Source organism: Xanthomonas melonis (assembly GCF_020783655.1).
GTDB lineage: Bacteria > Pseudomonadota > Gammaproteobacteria > Xanthomonadales > Xanthomonadaceae > Xanthomonas > Xanthomonas melonis.
In genome coordinates this window covers 1-18,439 of sequence record NZ_JAJGQH010000020.1, presented here as the reverse complement: position 1 = coordinate 18,439, position 18,439 = coordinate 1, and the positions used below count along the sequence as shown (strand labels likewise).

Below are 18,439 nucleotides of genomic sequence, written 5' to 3'. Positions count from 1 at the left end.
GGGGCGTTTTTGCGATGCTCGTCGCCATCGTGAGGAGACCCTGTGCGACAAGGCGCTCTCGCTCTTCACATGCGCAGTTCATGTTGCACTGCGCGAACTTTGTCACGCCGCCGTCACAATCAGGCTTTAGCGTGTTAATCTGTTGTTAACCGTTGCGGCAGCAACCAGCCGCGCGGCGAGGGACCCCAGATCATCGGCAGCCCAACCCCGGGAACGGTTGGGCTGACTGCGTTTTTTGTCACTGCCCAACCTGTATCGAGGCCACCGAAATGACCCACCCCCGTTGTCTCCGCATGTCCAAGCTCACGCTTGGCCTTGTCGCCGCGCTCGCCGCCGCCCCCGTGTTCGCCCAGAGCACCTCTGCCGGCGTTGCTGGCCTGGTGACCGGCGCCAGCGGGCAGCCTGTACCGAATGCCGAAGTGACGATCACACACGTCGAATCCGGCACCGTGAGCCGCGCCACCACCGATGCCAGCGGACGTTACAACGCGCGCGGCCTGCGTGTGGGCGGTCCGTACACCATCACCATCACCGCTTCCGGCGCGGGCAACACTACGCGTGAAGGCGTGTACCTGAACCTGGACAAGGTCAATCAGGTCGATGCAGCCCTGGGCGGCGATCTGGCCACGCTCGGTACTGTGCAGGCGATCGCAGGCAACTACGGCTCGGCGATCTTCAGCGCCAACAAGATGGGCACTGGCACCAACGTGACCCGCGAAGAAATCGAATCGCTGCCGTCGATCAATCGCAACCTGCAGGACTATGTGCGTCTCGATCCGCGCGTTGCGCAGACCGACAAGGCGCGCAACGAAATCTCCATCGCCGGCCAGAACCCACGCTACAACGCGATCCGCGTTGACGGCATCAGCACCAACGACGCATTCGGCCTGGAATCCAACAGCCTGCCGACCCCGCGCCAGCCGTTCTCGATGGACGTCATTGACGAAATCTCGGTGGACGTGGCCAATTACGACGTCACTATCAGTGGCGGCACCGGCGGTGTGATTAACGCCGTCACCAAGTCGGGTACCAACGAATTCCATGGCTCGGTCTACGGCACCTATCGCGAAAACGATTGGTCGGGCAAGAACCAGAACGACATCCGTCCGCAGCTGTTCGACCGCGAATCGACCTACGGCCTGACTCTGGGGGGGCCGATCGTCAAGGACAAGTTGTTCTTCTTCGCCAACTACGAGAAGTACAAGGGCAAGGGTGTTTTCACCGGAAATAGCGGCTTTGGTCCGACGGGTTCTGGTGCCAGCAACGTGGTTGGAATCACTCAGGCGCAGATTGACCAAGTTATCGACATCTCGCGTAACGTCTACGGTTTCGATCCCGGAACCTTAACTCTGCCTGCGCTGGATTCTGATTCCGAGGAAAAGGGCTTCAAGCTGGATTGGAACATCAGTGATAAGCATCGCGGCTCGTTTCGGTATGGCAAGTCTGAGCAGAGCACAGCCAACCTAAATGGCTTCAGTAACACCTCGCTCGCACTGAATTCCTACCATTACGTGCGTGACTTCGAACTTGAGACTTACACCGGTCAGTTGTTCAGTGACTGGACCGATACGTTCTCGACTGAAGCCAAAGTCTCGTATCGCGATTATTCGGCGGTTCGTACCGCGGCATCGCAGCTGCCTGCAATTGCTGTGCGCTTCGGCAACAACACGTTGAACCTTGGTACCGAAGCCAACACGCAGGCCAATGAGTTGCGTACGGAAACCTGGAATGCGTTTTTCGCCGGTACGCTTTTCTTAAACGATCATACCGTCAAGTTCGGTTTCGATTACGAAGACAACGACATCTATAATTTGTTTGGGCCGCGTGTGTTCGGTAACTACACGTTCAACTCGGTCGCTAACTATCAGGCCAATCTACCGAATGCCTACCGCTACTCCTATTCGCCCACCGGTATCGACGATATCGCTGCGAAATGGGGAATGCGTAATGTTGGCGTGTTCTTGCAGGATTCCTGGGCCGTCAACAGCAACCTGACCTTGAACTTCGGCCTGCGTTATGACGAGCCGATGGTGAAGAACTCACCACAGTTCAACCAGGCGGCCTTCAACGCTTTCGGTCGTCGCAATGATGAGACCATCGATGGCAACGGCCTGTGGCAGCCGCGCTTTGGTTTCAATTACACCTTCGATGCCGATCGTCCGACCCAGTTGCGCGGTGGTGTTGGTCTGTTCCAGGGTGCGGCCGCTTCGGTTTGGTTGTCCAACCCGTATTCCAATACTGGCCTGGCATACACCGACTACAATTTCCCTAATGCGTCCAATAGTGGGATCCGCTTTACACCGGATATCAATAACCAGCCGCGCGGAACATTGGGCGCCACGCAGTCGGTCGATTTCGTCGACAAGGATCTCGGCCAGCCTGCAGTATGGAAGGCCAATCTGGCGTTCGATACCGAGTTGCCTTGGTACGGCATCGTCGCGTCGATGGAAGGTGTGGTTACCAAGGTCAAGGAAGCCATTTATTACCAGCAGCTCAATCTGGGCAACGCGACTGCGGTTGGTCAGGATGGTCGAAATATCTACTGGAATACCAATGGCCTGAACCCGGCAAACTGGAACTCGCTGGGTAACGCATGTCTTCGCGAAACCGGTGTGGCGTTGGGATCATCATGTGTAAATAGCGGCACGGACATCCGTGCGGGTCGTAACACCAGCTTTAACGACGCCATCATTGCGCGCTCAACCAACCAGGGTGGCACGCAGAGTTTCACTGTCGGCTTGAACAAGCCATTCAATGACAGCGACTGGTCGTGGAGCCTCGCGTATACCTACTCGAATGCGAAGGAAGTCAGCGGCCTGACCAGCTCTACATCGGGCTCGCAGTTGCTCAACACGGCAACTTTCCAAGCAAATGAAGAGGTCAACGCGACCTCGGCTTACGAGATCAAGGACAGCTTCCTTGGTACCCTGCAGTGGAAGCATAATTTCTTCGGCGATTTTGCGACCAAGGTCGGTTTGGTGTATCAAGGTCGTAGCGGCCGTCCGTACAGCTACACTTTCGACAACGACGCCAACGGCGATGGTCGCTTCAATGATCTGTTGTACATCCCGGCAGCACGTGGCGATGTGCTCTTCCGCAACGCGGCTGAAGAAAATGCGTTCTGGAACTACGTCAACAACGATCAGTATCTGTCCACGCATAAGGGCCAGGTTGCGGGTCGCAACGCGGTGCGTAATTCCTGGGTCAACCAGTTCGATCTGCATATCGAGCAGGAGCTTCCGGGCTTCTTCGATGGCAACAAGGCGCAGATCTGGGTCGACGTCATGAACGTGGGTAATCTGCTCAACAAGAAGTGGGGCCGTGTCGACGAGTACGCGTTCCCGGGCTTCAAGGGCGTTGCTGAGTACGGCGGCATTGACGCGGCGACTGGCAAATACGTTTACCGCTTCAACGAGCCCGACGCTGCGACTGTATACGACGATAAGGGCATTTCCCGCTGGGCGCTACAGCTAGGTTTCCGTTATCAATTTTAATGTCGGTATGCCCTAAAAAAAAACGGCCGTCAATCGGCCGTTTTTTTTGAAATAAAGTGTTGTGCTAATGTATGGTCTTGAAGTTTTAGATTCAACGCGCATATGAATTCGTGAGGGAAGATCTTACTGATCTCTTTGGATAGGTCTGCAGCGTTGTAATTTTCTTCAAATCGGCATCTAGTAAAGTGAAACGGTTGGCATACAAATAGTGTGATGGGTGCCACATTATATTTGCACTCAGTGTGTTACGTTCGCGAAATGAATGAGCATTAAAGAAGATGAAACCTCTCATCGCAATGCCAGTGGCATTCAAACCCAATAGATTGATGAAAGACGATCTTGATCTTGTCTCATTCAAAAGCATGGACGCTGTAAAAGATTTTTCAATTTCAGAAGAATTATTGGGCGACTGTAAAATCTTTTTATTAAAAGATATATTTCGAGGGCGTACGGATTTGAATTGCGATCAAGATTTCATCGCCCTTTTTGCTGAATATGTTCGTCGACTAGATGAGGCGTCACCGGCCTCGATTTTGGAGGCGCATCGTAATCTAATGTGTCTCGAAAATAAAAGTAATTTCCGAAAAGAACCTGTTCAAGTCGGAGTGAGGAAAAGCTCAAGTATAGGTTTTATAGCTCCCTTCTATGAAGTGAAGTTAGAGATCGTCTGGTTGATGGATGTGTGTAAAAAAGAAAAAGATATTGTCGCCTTGATGGTTATATTTAACTTTTTCTTTTTGCATGTACATCCTTTCGCTGATGGAAATGGACGCATGTCACGACTAATTTTGCATAAGATGCTCGTGGAGAGAGGATTTGAAAAATTATCGATTTTTGTTTCTTTGATTAATCTGATTGAAAAAGAACGGTTTGTTGATCGGCTTCACTTCGCTCGGCAATATGGCCTAAGGCACCTATATGATTATTTTTTAAATTTATTGACTGCTGCTAGAAGTATGAGTAAGGCCTACGTAAGAAAAGGCGACGGTAAAGGTTTGGAGAAATTTATTTTGGATTTTTAATATTTTTATAAATGGAGATTTTAAATGGGAACTATTCCGTTGAGGGCTGCAATTTGTCTTGCATTAAGTGTGGGCGTTTTTGGCCTTATGGATGCTTCAGCGAATACTCAGAGCTTTCCACTTCCGCAGTTCCCTTGCAATTGCGGTGAGGAGTGGACTCCAAACTGGCCCTCGGACGATGGGGGCAGTGCAGGTGATTTTATGCTCAATCTGGACCCTGCGATTCCTAATCCCTACCCGGCAGTCTGCGGCTCGTCTAGAGAACAACGTATGCTGCACGCAATGCACGATATAAACTCATATAATGCGGTAGCTCGTCGGTCGATAGGGTTTAATGACTTTTATAGAGTTAGGTACGATGACGGGTTGGAAGAAACCTATGCTGCTATCGGTATAGGCGGTCCAGTCATTTTAATGGGAATTGTGCAGGGCGGCAATGCCCCGCTTGGTACCGTAGGATTTCCTTACGAGTATGTGCCTGATATTTGTCGAGTGCCCACTCCAGTCTGAATGAGAAATTTAATTTGTCTAATTATAAATCAAATTTAAAGTTCTTGTTTTTTTGGGCCGTTTTTGTAGCGGCCCTTTTTATTTTGGCCATTCTTCTTTACGGAAATGATCCCGACCAAATTGATAACAATGTTAATTTAAATGGTGCATTGGTGAGTTCGAACCCAAAATCTGCTGGGCTGCTCGATTTTTCGATTAATTCTGGCAATTTAGCAGCAAGGACTGTACTTCCTCAATTTTTAAAGGATTTAAAATCGAAGTCGGACTCTGGGGATTTAAAAGCATCATGCAAGTTAGCTAGTGAGCTGCAAAAGTGTGTGGACATGTCTAATAGGTTATCCGTACTGAGCGCGAGTCCCATCAGTACTAAGGCAGCACTGACGGGTGTGGAAAGTTTGTTGGGGAGTTTGGCGCGCTGCGAAGGCGCGGCCGCTTTGAATACAGGTGAAATTGTTTCATACTGGCGAAAAGCTGCGGAGGCTGGTAGTTACGAGGCGAAGCGTTATTACGTGTTGGGCCGTCCGTTTCGTAGCGATGATGTGATCTCGTCTGCCAATGAGTTGATCAAATATAGGGACGTAGCGGAAAAATACGCGATTGAGTTGGCAATGTCTGGTGATATATATGCAATGCTTGCGTTGGCTGATGCAAACGATCCCTCTAACGGTAAAGCCCGATCGCTACTCTCTCAAGTGATTATCGAAAAGGATCCTGTTTTTTCACTATTTATTTATGACAAGGTTTACTCGGTGCTGGGGAAATCTGGCACTCCTCCGGAAGTGCTAAAGCGTCGTGAAAGTTTGCGGGTTTTGACCTCTGGAGCCGATTCGAGTACACCAAAGGTGCGGTCGGCTAAGAATTGGGGTGAGCCTCGCGCCTTAACCTATGACGGGCAGATTTCGGAATGTTTATGATTGTTGAAGAAGTCGGAATAGGGTTTGATCGTAGTCGTGCTTATTCTCATTTCATACAAATTTCCTCTAAGTGTTGTCTGTATGAATTTCCTGACGCTGATCAGCGTTTAATGTGCGAGTGGTAGTTGCAATGTGAGTTTTTTGGGCAGCAGATACGCTAAAGTTGGCGATAAACGAAGGGAAGTGCTATGAAACTCAGCAGTACGGCGGCGCGGGCGCTGCCGGTAGTGGATGCGCGGATCTATCCGCGTGGTGGCCTGGACGTGCTGTCCAAGGCGGAAGTGGCGCGGCTGCGCGACGCCTCCAGTGGCGGCATGCACGAGTTGCTGCGCCGCTGCGCGCTGGCCGTGCTCACCAGTGGCAGTGCCTCGGACGACCCGCGCGCCGCGCGCGACCTGTACCCGGATTTCGACATCCAGGTCAACCAGCAGGACCGCGGCATCCGTATCGACCTGATCAATGCCCCGGCGATGGCGTTCGTCGATGGCGAGATCATTCGTGGCGTGGCGGAGCTGTTGTTCGCGGTGGTGCGCGATCTGGCGTACATGGCCATCGAGCTCGAAGCACAGCGCGGCGATCTGGACACCAGCGAAGGCATCACCAATGCGGTGTTCGGCCAGCTGCGCAATGCACGCATCCTGCAGCCATCCGACCCGAACCTGGTGGTGTGCTGGGGTGGGCATTCCATCTCGCGCGACGAATATCTGTACACCAAGCAGGTGGGCTACGAGCTCGGCCTGCGTGGCCTGGATATCTGCACCGGTTGCGGCCCGGGTGCCATGAAGGGCCCGATGAAGGGCGCCACGATCGCGCATGCCAAGCAGCGCAAGCACAACACGCGCTACATCGGCGTCACCGAGCCGGGCATCATCGCAGCCGAGTCACCGAACCCGATCGTCAACCACCTGGTGATCATGCCGGACATCGAAAAGCGCCTGGAGGCCTTCGTCCGCATCGGTCACGGCATCCTGGTGTTCCCGGGCGGCGTCGGCACCGCCGAGGAGATTCTCTACCTGCTCGGCATCCTGCTGCGCGAGGAAAATGCCAGCCTGCCGTTCCCGTTGATCCTCACCGGCCCGACCATCGCCGCACCGTACTTCGAACAGATCGACCGCTTCATCCGCCTGACCCTGGGCGACGCGGCCGCTTCCCGCTACCAGATCATCGTTGGCGACCCGGTCGCCGTGGCGCGGCGCATGGCCGAGGGCATCCACGAGGTACGCGCACACCGCAAGGACCAGAAGGATTCCTACTACTTCAACTGGTCGGTGCACATTCCGCTGGAGTACCAGCAACCGTTCGTGCCCAGCCACGAAGCCATGGCCGCCCTGGACCTGCATCATGGTCGCCCGGCACCCGCCCTGGCAGCCGACCTGCGGCGTGCGTTCTCCGGCATCGTCGCCGGCAACGTCAAGGAAGACGGCATGCGCCGCATCGAAGAGTTCGGCCCGTTCGAGATCAACGGCGACCCGGACATCATGCAGGCCCTGGACGAGCTGCTGCGCGGCTTCGTCGAGCAGCGCCGAATGAAGATCTCTGGGGATTACCGGCCTTGTTATCGGGTGGTGACTTAAGGGCGCGAGGACATGGGGTGGTCGGCATCGTTCGTCGGCCATACCAACCGCTTATCTGCCGCAGGTTGCATCCGACATAAGGCTTGACGATGCTGTCAACGCCAACGCTGGGGAGCGTCTCAATGTTATTTGTCCGTTCGCGCGGGTTTACTCTGATTGAACTCATGGTAACCGTTGCCGTGCTCGCGATCGTGGCGGCCATCGGCTACCCTAGCTTTCAGGGGGTGCTGCGATCCAATCGGGTGGCTGCTGCCAACAACGAGCTGTTGGCTTTATTGAATCTCTCAAGAACCGAGGCCATCCGGAATGGTCAGGGTGGAGGCGTGTGCGGCAGCTCCACCGGGGCCAGCTGCGACGGCAGCTGGAGTGTAGGAGTCATGGCTTGGAGTGACTCTAACGGCAACGGTAGTTTTGACACTGGAGAAACGGTGCTGCGCTACTCGACCGGCAATCCTCGGCTTGTCGTCCAGGGGCCAACCACTGGAACGGTGGTCGCTTTCGATACGCGTGGTCGGCGCCGCGCGCCTGCAGACCAGCGGGTTGCGCTCCAGCCGGACCAATGCGGGGGGCAGCCGTTAAGGAGATCATTGACCGTGAATGCATCCGGGCAAGTCCGTAGCAAAAAAGAGGCTTGTGTATGAAGAAAACTCCTAGCTTCAGTGCGCGATTGTCGCAAGGTTTTACGTTGATTGAGGTGTTGATAGCAATTCTTGTGCTGGCCTTCGGTTTGCTTGGGTTCGCCTTGCTGCAGACCATGAATGTCCGGTTCGTGCAAAGTGCCAATTACCGTACGCAGGCGACCAATCTTGCTTATGACCTTATCGATCAAATGCGATCAAACCGGTATCTGGTGACGCAATACACCGCTGCTAGTTTCGCTGCTGGCTCTGTGACTCAATCGGGCGCTTGCGCCTATCCCACCGGAACCGCAGTTGCTGTCGCGCAGAATATTGCGCGTTGGCAATGTCAGGTTGCAAAGGCGTTGGGAGATAAGGCAGCGGCTACTGTTACGTATGCCAATGGAGTTGCAACAGTATCGATCAGCTGGGGCGATCAGCGCTGGGACAAGGACAATCCCGACACCGTTACAAGTTTTGCCTTGCGGACGGAGATTTAACAGCAATGAGTGTGTATAGGCGCAATGCAGGTCTGTCCCTGATTGAACTCATGATTGCTATGGTGATCGGGCTGGTGCTGCTGTTAGGCGTCATCCAGATCTTCTCTGCATCGCGTACTGCTGCTCAGCTATCCGAAGGCGCATCGCGAGCCCAGGAGAATGGGCGATTCGCTCTGGACTATCTGGCACGCGATATTCGTATGGCGGGACACTTTGGGTGCGTCAACGACCAGGCACAGTTCGTTAAGGGGCAAGGTGATCCACGGGTCAATCTGTCAGCCACAACGGGGAGCGGCAGTCCGCTGGACTTTTCGGTGTCAATTCAGGGGTACGAGGCACCAGGGACTTCCCCTGGGCAAGCGCAGACAGTGGGGGCTAGCGCAGGCTCGATCACTGGATTGCCCACGGCAATCCAAAACCTCAGTCCGGCGCCGCGGGCGGGTAGCGACATCATCGTCTTGCGCTTTCTTTCCGCCGAAGGGGTTCCTGCCACGGGCATCGCGGCGGCGGGTTCCAATACGACGTTGACGATGGATGCCGCCCGCTGGGCGAGGCTTACGGATGATGGCGTTGCAGCACCGACGCTGTTCGGAATTGCAGATTGCGCCCACGCTGATGTTTTTGCCGGCACGACTACGGCTGGAACCGTAGTGGCCTCAGGAGTCAACCTTGCCGGTCGATATGTCGTACAGCCTACTGGTCAGACCATGGTGTACCGCGCCGAATCGCTTGTGTATTACGTTGCGAACAATCCAGATACAGGGGAGCCCGCGTTGCGGAGGGCTAGAGCTGGAGGAAACGGCCAGTACACCAGCGAGGAGCTCGTAGAGGGCATTGAGAGCTTGCAATTCCTTTATGGACTAGACAGTACCGAAACAATTGCGACACAGACCCCTCCTGCTGGAAACATCACCGCGCAGAGGGTTGCGAGCGATGTTGCAACAGCGACCGACGCAGCAGCTGCAAATCAATGGCGGCGGGTCGGTCAAGTGCAGGTTGGTGTCCTCGCGCGTAGCCCCACGCCGGCTGCCGCATCAGCTCCAATCGCGGTCAATCGCCTTGGTGTACTTGGAGTAACGGTAATCCCGCCTACGACTAACGATGGGCGATATCGTGCCAGTTATGAGCTTTCAGTTGCTCTCCGTAATCGACTGTTCGGGAACTGATCATGACGATGCTGCCTGTCCTCAAAAAGTGCATAAATTGTGAAATCGGAGCCGGCCGACAAAAGGGTGCTGTTCTTTATGTCGCCTTGATGATTCTGGTGCTGTTAGCATTAATTGGTGTTGCAGGCATCCAGGTTTCTGGTATGCAAGAGAAGATGGCGTCGAACTATCGTGCAGTAAACCGTGCTTTCGAGGAGGCGGAAGGGACCGTTAGAAACGCCGAAAATTCAGTGGAAAAAATTTCAAATCGCACCATGTCGTCGAGCGATACCACAAGCATGGTAGGTTCGGGCGATATAAAGCGGGTATGTGATGATGGCTTCGATCCAATGCAATGGGCTCAGGTGCAAACATCGAATCGTGCTGTCAATGTTCGTCAAATCGATCAATGTATCCAGGGCGAGGCAAACATCGGAATGGGTCAGCCAGTTGATCCAGCATCTCCGGTTTTCCAGATCACTGGTGTTGCTGCCGACGACAACGCCAATCCCAGTTCCGAAGCGGCAATAGACACCGTCTTCAAACTTTGAAGAAACGCACATGAAAGCTAACAGAAAGAAAGTAATCCTTGCTTCGGCAGTGATTGGCGCGATCGGGTTGGGATTCTTCGTCTATGCATTGATTGCTGCGCAGGGCCAGGGAGTACTGGCTCAAGCGCCGATGAATGACCAAGTGCAGACGCCTCCTGCTTTTATCATGGCGGTGGATGATTCTGGTTCGATGACGTTTCAGACTCAGTTTCCAGGGCAGGATGGTCAGGGATGCTGGAGCACTACAAGGCAGAGTTTTTTCTCCGCTCAGGGGGCGTTGAACACGGAGGATTCGCCTAGTGTAGGTTGTGGCTACAACCATGTCCTTCCCGGCGTCCGTATCGATGAAAATCGCCGCGGCGTCCCTCCATTGGATGGTCTAGGGTTTGCGCGCTCTGCCGCCTACAATCCCACCTATTACGATCCGACGGTCAAGTACGATCCGTGGATAAATAGCGACGGAAATCCCTTTCCGCAGGCGGACTTGGTCAATACGCGGATCAATCCGCTCCAGCCAGGCGCAACTGTGGCGCTTGCTTCCAACTATATGGGGGATGATTTCAGTAGCAGTTTTAGAATTCAAAATGGGATGGTGCTTCCGCGTGGGACGGGATACAAGCAACGTTTCCAGGATAACAATGGCAATCTTTTTTTCGGGAATGAACAGGTAACGACCTCTGATGTAACGTGGAATGGCGGTTCGCAGACGTTGCTGATCAGATTCTGGCCGGCGACCTTCTTTGTGCCTTACATAAGCGACACCGATGCGAGGCCTCTTCTTGCTGGTGCTTCCGCTTATGATGCGGTTCAGCGTGATCGCGTGCGTAACGTATGTGGTGCTGGTTGCGACATGTGGAAGTATACGATAGGCGCGGCCAATACCGTTGCCCTTCAGAATTTCGCCAATTGGTTTTCATTCTATGGGAATAGAAATCGAGCGATTATTGCCGGTATGACTAGGTCTCTGGCCGATGTCAATAACATGCGAGTTGGTTTCTTCCGAATCAATCAGCACGCAAGCTACGATGATGTCAGTGAAAGATTGCCGATGCGCAACATGGGTACGCAGAGCGAGAAGACTGCTCTGTACAATTCGATTCTTGCCTTGCCTGCTAGTGGTGGTACGCCGAATCGGCAGGCAGTCAACTCGGCTGGTATTCAGTTTCAGCGGACTGATAGTGCAGCTCCTGTCCAGTTGGCGTGTCAAAAAAATGCAGTCATGCTGTTTACAGATGGATATAGTAACCAAGATGGTCCGTCCGTAAGTAACGCGAGCGGCGATGGTGATATGGGAGTTCCCTTCACTGACGCGTATGACAACACAATGGGCGACATTGCTGCCAAGTACTACAATAATGTCAATGGCGGTTCTCCCATTCGAGCCGATCTGCCTTCAGGTTTGGTGCCGGTTCCAAGCTCATGCAATACCGCAAATGCAAGTGTCAGGCTAGATTGTCAAAAAAATCTGCACGTCAACTTCTACGGCATTACGCTAGGTGCTCGCGGTAATCTGTTCAATCCAAGTGTAGTGCAGGATGCGTACACAACGCCGGCGGTTTATCAAAATTGGCCGCCTCGCGAGAACGATGAGCGAAGCACTGTTGACGACATCTGGCATGCGGCTACGAATACGCGGGGACAGTACATTAATGCGAGGACCCCAGCCGAAATCACCCAGGCAATGCGACGTGTCCTTTCGTCTGTGACGGCTGGCTCTTCGCCTTCTGGTACTCTCGCCCAGAGTGGTGCGCGTATCGGTGTCGGATCCTTCTCGGTCGCTCCAAATTACGAAATAGCGAACGAGGGGACAGACTGGTTCGGTCGCCTCACTGGGTACACCGTCGCTGTAAACCCGCAGACCCGCGTAGCAGTCAGTACTGCGGCTTGGGAGGCTAGCGCGCGAATGCCGTCCGCTGCGGCTCGTAATGTGCTGGTAAGTAAGGCGGGGGTGGTTTCAGCATTCAACGACGCCAATATTTCTTTGGCGGATCTATGCACCAAGTCAACTGCGCTCTATCCGGGCATGTCTTTGTGTACCAGTTCGGACCTTGCCAATCTTGGGGCAACCGCAGCGACGGCAACCGCTTATCTGCGGGGTGAAGCTTCCGGCGAAGTGCGAAGTGGAGGGCGCTTGCGCGACAGAACGACTGTTCTGGGAGATATTGTTAATTCCGCTCCCGTGATCAGTTCTCCGCTAGATGATTATGGTTATCGTAGTCTTCCAGGTAATCCTGGCGCTACCTATCAGGCCTATTTGAATGCGAAAAAGACTGGCCGTAACTACATGGTCTATGTGGGGGCCAACGATGGAATGCTGCACGGTTTCGACGGTGGTATGAATGGCGACGGTGTCATGTCCTCCAACGGAGGAGTTGAGCGTTTTGCGTATATTCCGTCGACGGCCCTGGGGCACATGGGTAATCTGCTTTTGCCTTATGATCCGGCCAATCAAAGTGACCAGAAGTTCGGTCACCGCTACTACGTCGACGGGCCTTTGGCTGTATCTGATACTTACTACGGTGGCGCATGGAAGACCAGCTTGGTCGGCACTGCTGGCGCTGGTGGCCGGAGCGTATTTGCAATGGATGTCACGACGCCTACCAGTGTTACCTCGGCAAGCCGTCTTTGGGAGATTAGTGATCTTGATACCTCTTTGTCTGCTGCGATACGCAACAACATCGGTTTTGTACTAGGTAAGCCGGTTATCGTTCCGATTTTGAGCTCGGCGGGCACTGTGAGCTGGAAGGCTATCTTCGGCAATGGCTATAACAGTGCAAGTGGAAAAGCTGTTCTATTTCTTGTCGACATCAAAACTGGTACGCCAACAGTAACCATGATCGAAGCCACCGAGAGTGGTAACAGCATCTCTGGCAGCAATGGACTGGGCAATATTGTGGCCGTTGATCGCTGGGGAGGGACTGGTCAGTTGGACAGGGTGCGCGACGGCTATGCCGATACGGTTTATGCGGCAGACCAGAAGGGCGCGATTTGGAAATTCGATCTGCGCAACACTGCGACGGCGCTTACAGTGCCGCTGTTTACCAGTCGTACATCTGTGGAAAATGGCTTAACCTATCGTCAGCCGATTACCGGAGGACTGGTAGCGACTGAAGGCGAGAACGGTGGCGTGACGTTGTTCTTCGGTACCGGCAGTTTCTCTTTCCAGAACGACCCGTTCGATGCGGCGATTCAATCTTTGTATGGCGTGAACGACACGAGTTCCGGTGTTGTTACCAGTTCCATCACACGTTCGAACTTGCAGGCCAACTCGATTGCGACTTCTGGTACCTCTCGTAGCTTGGTAATGGGTTCCAGCGTCACGGGAGGACAGGGATGGTACGTAGATCTGCCTGCCGGCGAGCGCATGGTAGGTAATCCGAATGTCGCTTCAGGTATCGTTTTCATGCCCACGTACGTGCCCAATCCAAACAGTGTGGGCTGTGCCGCTCAGGGCAGTAACTGGCTTTTTGGACTGAATACTCGCACGGGTGGAGCGGCGCTCGATGTTGCTCGCAATGGTTCACCCACCGGTGCAGCGTTTGCCTCTGGCACTGCGGCAACTTCCTTGACGACACAGGGTACAACGCCGGTAAAAGACGTGGGTGTGTCGGCAATTCCGCGCTTGACTCCTGGTTCTCTGCCACCTGGCGGTAGTTCGTGCTGGATGGTGATCAATGTTGCCGGTGCGCAGCCGATGTATGTCCCATACCCATGCGGAAGGCAGTCTTGGAGGCAAATTCAATGATTAGGTTGACGAAGCATCCTCAATGTCAGTACTTGAACAGCTGTTCGATGCGAGCACAAGGGTTCACGCTCATCGAGCTCATGATCGTGGTTGCTGTGGTTGCGATTCTGTCCGCGATCGCATATCCCAACTACGCGGAGCACGTGCGCAAATCGAAGCGGGCCCAAGCGAAGGTCGATCTCGTTGAGTACTCTCATCTGGCGGAGAGGTATCACACGGTACAGAACACATACGTTGGTTTCAGTCTGCCAACGTTAGTATCGCCGCGCGAGGGAGGAACTGCAGCGTACACTCTTGCCCTGTCTCAGCAGACCCAGTCTGGATATGTGATTACGGCGACACCGGGAGCTGCTCAGGCTGCCGACAAGTGCGGCACCCTGAGCATTGACCAAGCTTCTCGCAAGACCAGCTCTAAAGGCAGCAGGTCAGAGTGTTGGTAGCAGGTAGTAAAGTCCAATGCATAGGGGTGTTGCATTGCGGTGGGATCTTGCTACAATGCCCACCCCGCCCGAATAGCTCAGCCGGTTAGAGCACTTGACTGTTAATCAGGGGGTCGTTGGTTCGAGTCCAACTTCGGGCGCCAGAAACATCAAGGGCTTGCGAGAAATCGCAAGCCCTTTTTCGTTGCACCGGGAAAATTACCGGGAAAATTCGCTGCTTCTACGACTGCGGCACTTCCGCTACGTCAACGAACGCAAGCGCCTCATCGGTGGGCAGCGCCGGCGGCTCGACTACCTGCAGCTCATGATCGTATCGATGCGTCATCTGCGGCGTGACGTGGCCTGCAGCATCTTGCTTGTGCGCCCTGGTCCCGCGCGTGTCTGTAATTCCGCGATGCTTCAGGCCATGGAGCGTGAACCGCTCTTCCGCCTCGATCACGCCTTCGTCGATCGCCGCCATGATCAGGCGCTGCCAGGCGGTCTTCAATGTCGACCTGGCCAGGCGAGTACCGGTCTGTGTGACCAATAGCCCTCGTTGTTCGGGACGCATCGCCACTGGCCGCCTATGCGCCTGGACGCGCTTGGCGCGATATTCCCGCAGCCAGGTCCAAGCCCAGCGCAGATCGTCGTTCCAAAGCGTGATGTTGTCGCGGGAGCCTTTGCGGCGTGTGCAACGGACACCCTGCTGCAGGGCGTCGGCGTCGGTCAGGTCTGTCACCTCGACACCGCGCAGACGCGCGTTGTACGCCAGCACCATCACAGCCGGCATGTACGGCGGGACCGATCCCTTTGCGTGCAAGGGCAAGGCGGCACGCGCCTTGGCGAACTCAAGCACCGCCAGGAAGGACTGCGGTTCAGGCATTTTTGCGTCGGCACGCTCCTTCGCCGCCCTCACACCGCTCGCCGGATTGGTCTTGCAGTGGCCGATGCGTATACCCCAAGCGAATAGCCGATGCAGATAGCGCAGCGTGTGATTGGCCGTTGACGGCCGGGCGGGCAAGCCGGGCTGTACAGCACTAGCCTCCCGTCCTTTGGCGAGCGCTTCGACCAAGCGCTGGACCAGGGGAACGGAAAGGCGATCGACCTGCAGGCTTCCAAACGTACTGCCGTCCTTCAACACATAGCCGCATGCCACTTCTGCGTGGCGATCGTAGTCATCACGAGTAGCGCGCGATAGGTCGCGGTACTCCGTTGATAGCTTGAATGCATCAGCCACGTATTGCAGCGTGCCCACCAGGCCGGCGCCTCGAGCAGCCTCTCTGGCCGCATGGAGGTCGGATAGCCGCGCATCTGCGTAGGCAATGGTTCTTTTTCGCGTTGAGCCGCCTTCGGGGTGCGGCTCGATGATGTACCAGCGTCCATCCGCCCAGTAGACGCCCTTCGGGAGGGCGTCTTGGTCGATATGTCGAGGAATATCAGGGTTGAACTGGCGCTTCCTGCCGCGTCCCATCAGATCAGCTCCTTGTTATGTAGCTCGGCGGGTACATGGGCAATGCCCAGTGCCGCGTTGAGCGCATCTACAGTTGTCCAGATCCCGCCCCGGCCGTCGTACTTGTAGCGGATACCCTGGTTATGAGCCCAGCGCACGACTGTCGATGCGCGCGGTGCAGGCCCGATCGGCGCGCATAGTCGCCGCAGATCCTCAAATGTCAACACCGCATCGCTCATCTCTGTGGCTCCGTCATCCACTTCCGCCGGCAGCGCCACTGCTCGCGCATTTCCTCCACGAGCAAGTCCGCAGCCGCATAGCCCCGCTGGGCGGCAATGCGGAGTCTGAGCTCTCTCACTTTTGCCGCATCCACGCAGCCTTGCCGTAGCCAATGGCGCGCCTCGCAGACGCGGCGGAAGCTCTCCATACTTGCGCTGTCGATCATCGCGTGCGTGTGCCGGTAAAACGCAGGCCGAGTTGCACCACGTTGGGCGCATGAGCGCGCGGCTGACGCGGTATGCGGATCCGGTGAGCGCGCCGCCACTCTGTCATGGCCAAGTCAAAGCTGGGGTGCCTCTGCGTGCGGCCGCATATGCATTCGATGAAGTGCCCGCCGCCTGCCTCGGGACGGCGGGCGTCGAGCATGTGGCGAGCTACGTGGCCGTTTGAGCAAGCCGGCAGCGGACTGTCGTGGTCGACCTGGCGCTGGGTCATGAGACCTCCGCACATAGGGCACGCTCGGCATCGCGCAGGTGCTGCACGGTGTCCGAGTCAATCCGGTCTAGTGCCTGGGCCACGGTATAGCCGAGTTCCGCCAGCCAGTCGTGGCGATTGAGTACCAGGGCGGCAGTCAGCGCCTCGCCGGTGGATAACGGGCCAGGTTCACCTCGCCGGGCAGCAGAACGGGCAACTTCAATCGTGCGCTGCAGGTTCATCGCTGCGTCCTCCACGCGGAACCCAACTGGCTGCGCGCTTCTTCGACACTGATAACGCGCAGGCCCCAGCGCACCGACCATGTCTGCGCTTGTTGCTCGTTGCAGGTGACAATCAGCTGCCCCACTGGTTCTATGCGGTCCGCGCGAAACGTATGCAGCAGGTCGTCCAACTCAACGACGTGCTGCAGGCGCAGCCGCTGGCACAGCAACTCGGCGTTGAGCGACTTGCCGGCTCCCTGTGGGCTGAGAAAGATGACGGACTTAGCCATGCACAGCCTCCCGGCGCACCGCCATACGGACGCGGCCGCGGCGCCGCTGTGGTACCTGGCCGACTGCCAGTCCGGTCCGAGTAAGGCGTGGGCGGCGGGTCGACCACAGCCTGTAGACCAGGGCGCCACCGATCGCCGGCGGAACTACCATCGCGAGCGTGAGCAGCTCAGCCATTGGCCACCTCGCGTGCAGCCTGTGCCACCGCAGCGGCGGCAGCCGCAGTCGGACGGCGCGGCAGCATGTTGGCCAGGTCGAAGGGGAAATCCAGGCCGTCCATGAATTCGGCCAGCTCCGTGCTGATCGAGTCCTCTGCGGCCGTCCACAGGCGGGGCCCTTCGACGAGTTTCCAGCCGCCGCCGGAGCCACGCCGCCGCTCCCAGGACTGACGGGCCTCGCGCAACGGACCCATGCTCAGCGCGGCAGTGACCACCACCGAACCATGCGTGACATGCAGGGTGATGGTGGCCGAGCAGTCGCCCATTCCACGGTCGTAGGCCACGACGGCCGGCGTGCTAGCCTCCACGTCGGGTCCGGTGCCCAAAGCCAGCGGACGTGCTGCCGTGGCTGGATGTGTTCCAGTTTGCTGTTGCATATCGACTCTCCTGAGTTGCGTTGGTGGAGGGCCTTGGGGTGGTGTTGCAGCACCACCCGCCGGCCCGCTGTTGCTGGGTCAGATCAGGTCAGCGCCAGATGGCGGAATGCTTGGATCCGGTTCACGTAGTTGCTGCGCGCCATTGAGGACATCGAGCAGCTCGTGGCGGATGTAGTCGGCCACTGCCGCTGGTCCGTCGTGGTTGATGCCTGCCTCGATCGCCACATCGTTGGTCAGCGCGGCAAGCAAGGCGGCCGCGTGGTAGGCGCGCCACAGCCGGAACTGCTCTTCTTCGTTGATCGAGTAGTCAGCGCCCTCCGGAAACTGAGCATTTAGACTGGCTGCGTCCATCAGGCCACCTCCGAGACAGGCAGGCGGGCAATCATCCATTCGGTCAGCGAAGCAGCATCGGCTTCGGGCAGCACCACGCGCATCGAACCAATGACCAGGCCGGTGCCGTCAGCAAGGAGGACTACGTCGGAAGGTCTTTCGATCGAGCTGCAGGCGAATATCACCGGCGCACGGTCGTGCAGGCCATCTGCATACAGCTCGGCGAGTACGTCCTGGCTGCGGGCTTGCAAGCTCAGGTAGACGCCAGGGGCGATGCGATAGGTCTTGATCAGGTGTCAACGCCGATTTAAATCTGACCCACTTTTCGTTGGATCGCCGAAGTAAATCTGACCCACCCGGGGTCTTGTTCG

General features: G+C 56.0%; 19 protein-coding genes and 1 tRNA gene. 11 read left to right on the top strand and 9 right to left on the bottom strand.

The window, feature by feature from the left end; genetic code table 11:
* Positions 1 to 269: 269 nt before the first annotated feature.
* The 11 genes from LL964_RS18290 (at position 270) to LL964_RS18240 (ending at position 14,655) form a co-directional block, all read left to right on the top strand.
* Positions 270 to 3,494: a TonB-dependent receptor gene (locus LL964_RS18290; RefSeq protein ID WP_228329495.1), complete on the top strand. Its 3,225-nt coding sequence runs from the start codon at positions 270 to 272 to the stop codon at positions 3,492 to 3,494.
* Between the two features lie 278 nt (positions 3,495 to 3,772).
* Positions 3,773 to 4,516, top strand: coding sequence for a Fic family protein (locus tag LL964_RS18285; RefSeq protein WP_104588763.1), 744 nt, complete (start codon positions 3,773 to 3,775; stop codon positions 4,514 to 4,516).
* Between the two features lie 524 nt (positions 4,517 to 5,040).
* Complete coding sequence (locus tag LL964_RS18280; protein ID WP_146092446.1) at positions 5,041 to 5,940, top strand: hypothetical protein; 900 nt, start codon at positions 5,041 to 5,043, stop codon at positions 5,938 to 5,940.
* A 188-nt stretch (positions 5,941 to 6,128) separates the two neighbouring features.
* Positions 6,129 to 7,514: a nucleotide 5'-monophosphate nucleosidase PpnN gene (gene ppnN / locus LL964_RS18275; protein ID WP_104588762.1), complete on the top strand. Its 1,386-nt coding sequence runs from the start codon at positions 6,129 to 6,131 to the stop codon at positions 7,512 to 7,514.
* A 122-nt stretch (positions 7,515 to 7,636) separates the two neighbouring features.
* Positions 7,637 to 8,155, top strand: a complete 519-nt coding sequence (locus LL964_RS18270) for a GspH/FimT family pseudopilin (protein ID WP_104588761.1) — start codon at positions 7,637 to 7,639, stop codon at positions 8,153 to 8,155.
* Positions 8,152 to 8,631 (top strand): type IV pilus modification protein PilV, encoded by a 480-nt coding sequence (gene pilV, locus LL964_RS18265; protein WP_046963964.1) that lies wholly within the window; start codon positions 8,152 to 8,154, stop codon positions 8,629 to 8,631. The genes LL964_RS18270 and pilV overlap by 4 nt, the downstream gene beginning before the upstream one ends.
* A gap of 5 nt (positions 8,632 to 8,636) precedes the next feature.
* Positions 8,637 to 9,797 (top strand): PilW family protein, encoded by a 1,161-nt coding sequence (locus LL964_RS18260; protein ID WP_104588760.1) that lies wholly within the window; start codon positions 8,637 to 8,639, stop codon positions 9,795 to 9,797.
* Positions 9,798 to 9,799: 2 nt separating this feature from the next.
* The gene (locus tag LL964_RS18255) at positions 9,800 to 10,327 is read left to right on the top strand and encodes a pilus assembly PilX family protein (protein ID WP_104588759.1); all 528 of its coding nucleotides are present in this window, start codon (positions 9,800 to 9,802) and stop codon (positions 10,325 to 10,327) included.
* 10 nt (positions 10,328 to 10,337) lie between these two features.
* Positions 10,338 to 14,072: a pilus assembly protein gene (locus tag LL964_RS18250; protein ID WP_104588758.1), complete on the top strand. Its 3,735-nt coding sequence runs from the start codon at positions 10,338 to 10,340 to the stop codon at positions 14,070 to 14,072.
* 47 nt (positions 14,073 to 14,119) lie between these two features.
* A complete protein-coding gene (locus LL964_RS18245) occupies positions 14,120 to 14,512 on the top strand; it encodes a type IV pilin protein (RefSeq protein WP_104588810.1) in 393 nt (130 codons plus the stop codon).
* A 66-nt stretch (positions 14,513 to 14,578) separates the two neighbouring features.
* Positions 14,579 to 14,655: transfer RNA gene (locus LL964_RS18240), tRNA-Asn, on the top strand.
* Positions 14,656 to 14,732: 77 nt separating this feature from the next.
* Here LL964_RS18240 and LL964_RS18235 read toward each other — a convergent pair.
* The 9 genes from LL964_RS18235 to LL964_RS18195 form a co-directional block, all read right to left on the bottom strand.
* Positions 14,733 to 15,962, bottom strand: a complete 1,230-nt coding sequence (locus tag LL964_RS18235) for a site-specific integrase (RefSeq protein ID WP_104588757.1) — start codon at positions 15,960 to 15,962, stop codon at positions 14,733 to 14,735.
* Positions 15,962 to 16,180, bottom strand: a complete 219-nt coding sequence (locus tag LL964_RS18230; RefSeq protein WP_104588756.1) for a hypothetical protein — start codon at positions 16,178 to 16,180, stop codon at positions 15,962 to 15,964. The genes LL964_RS18235 and LL964_RS18230 overlap by 1 nt, the downstream gene beginning before the upstream one ends.
* Positions 16,177 to 16,386 carry a DUF7696 family protein gene (locus LL964_RS18225; RefSeq protein WP_104588755.1) on the bottom strand — a complete coding sequence of 70 codons (210 nt, stop codon included), beginning with the start codon at positions 16,384 to 16,386 and terminating at the stop codon, positions 16,177 to 16,179. The genes LL964_RS18230 and LL964_RS18225 overlap by 4 nt, the downstream gene beginning before the upstream one ends.
* A 265-nt stretch (positions 16,387 to 16,651) precedes the next feature.
* Entirely contained in the window at positions 16,652 to 16,876 is a 225-nt protein-coding gene (locus tag LL964_RS18220; protein WP_104588753.1) for a hypothetical protein, read from the bottom strand.
* Positions 16,873 to 17,145: a hypothetical protein gene (locus LL964_RS18215; protein ID WP_104588752.1), complete on the bottom strand. Its 273-nt coding sequence runs from the start codon at positions 17,143 to 17,145 to the stop codon at positions 16,873 to 16,875. Before LL964_RS18215 ends, LL964_RS18220 begins: the two co-directional genes overlap by 4 nt.
* Entirely contained in the window at positions 17,138 to 17,320 is a 183-nt protein-coding gene (locus tag LL964_RS18210; protein WP_104588751.1) for a hypothetical protein, read from the bottom strand. Before LL964_RS18210 ends, LL964_RS18215 begins: the two co-directional genes overlap by 8 nt.
* Positions 17,313 to 17,738 (bottom strand): hypothetical protein, encoded by a 426-nt coding sequence (locus tag LL964_RS18205; RefSeq protein ID WP_167395447.1) that lies wholly within the window; start codon positions 17,736 to 17,738, stop codon positions 17,313 to 17,315. Before LL964_RS18205 ends, LL964_RS18210 begins: the two co-directional genes overlap by 8 nt.
* A 78-nt stretch (positions 17,739 to 17,816) precedes the next feature.
* Entirely contained in the window at positions 17,817 to 18,089 is a 273-nt protein-coding gene (locus LL964_RS18200) for a hypothetical protein (protein WP_104588749.1), read from the bottom strand.
* Entirely contained in the window at positions 18,089 to 18,319 is a 231-nt protein-coding gene (locus LL964_RS18195; protein ID WP_228329494.1) for a hypothetical protein, read from the bottom strand. Before LL964_RS18195 ends, LL964_RS18200 begins: the two co-directional genes overlap by 1 nt.
* Positions 18,320 to 18,439: the final 120 nt, after the last annotated feature.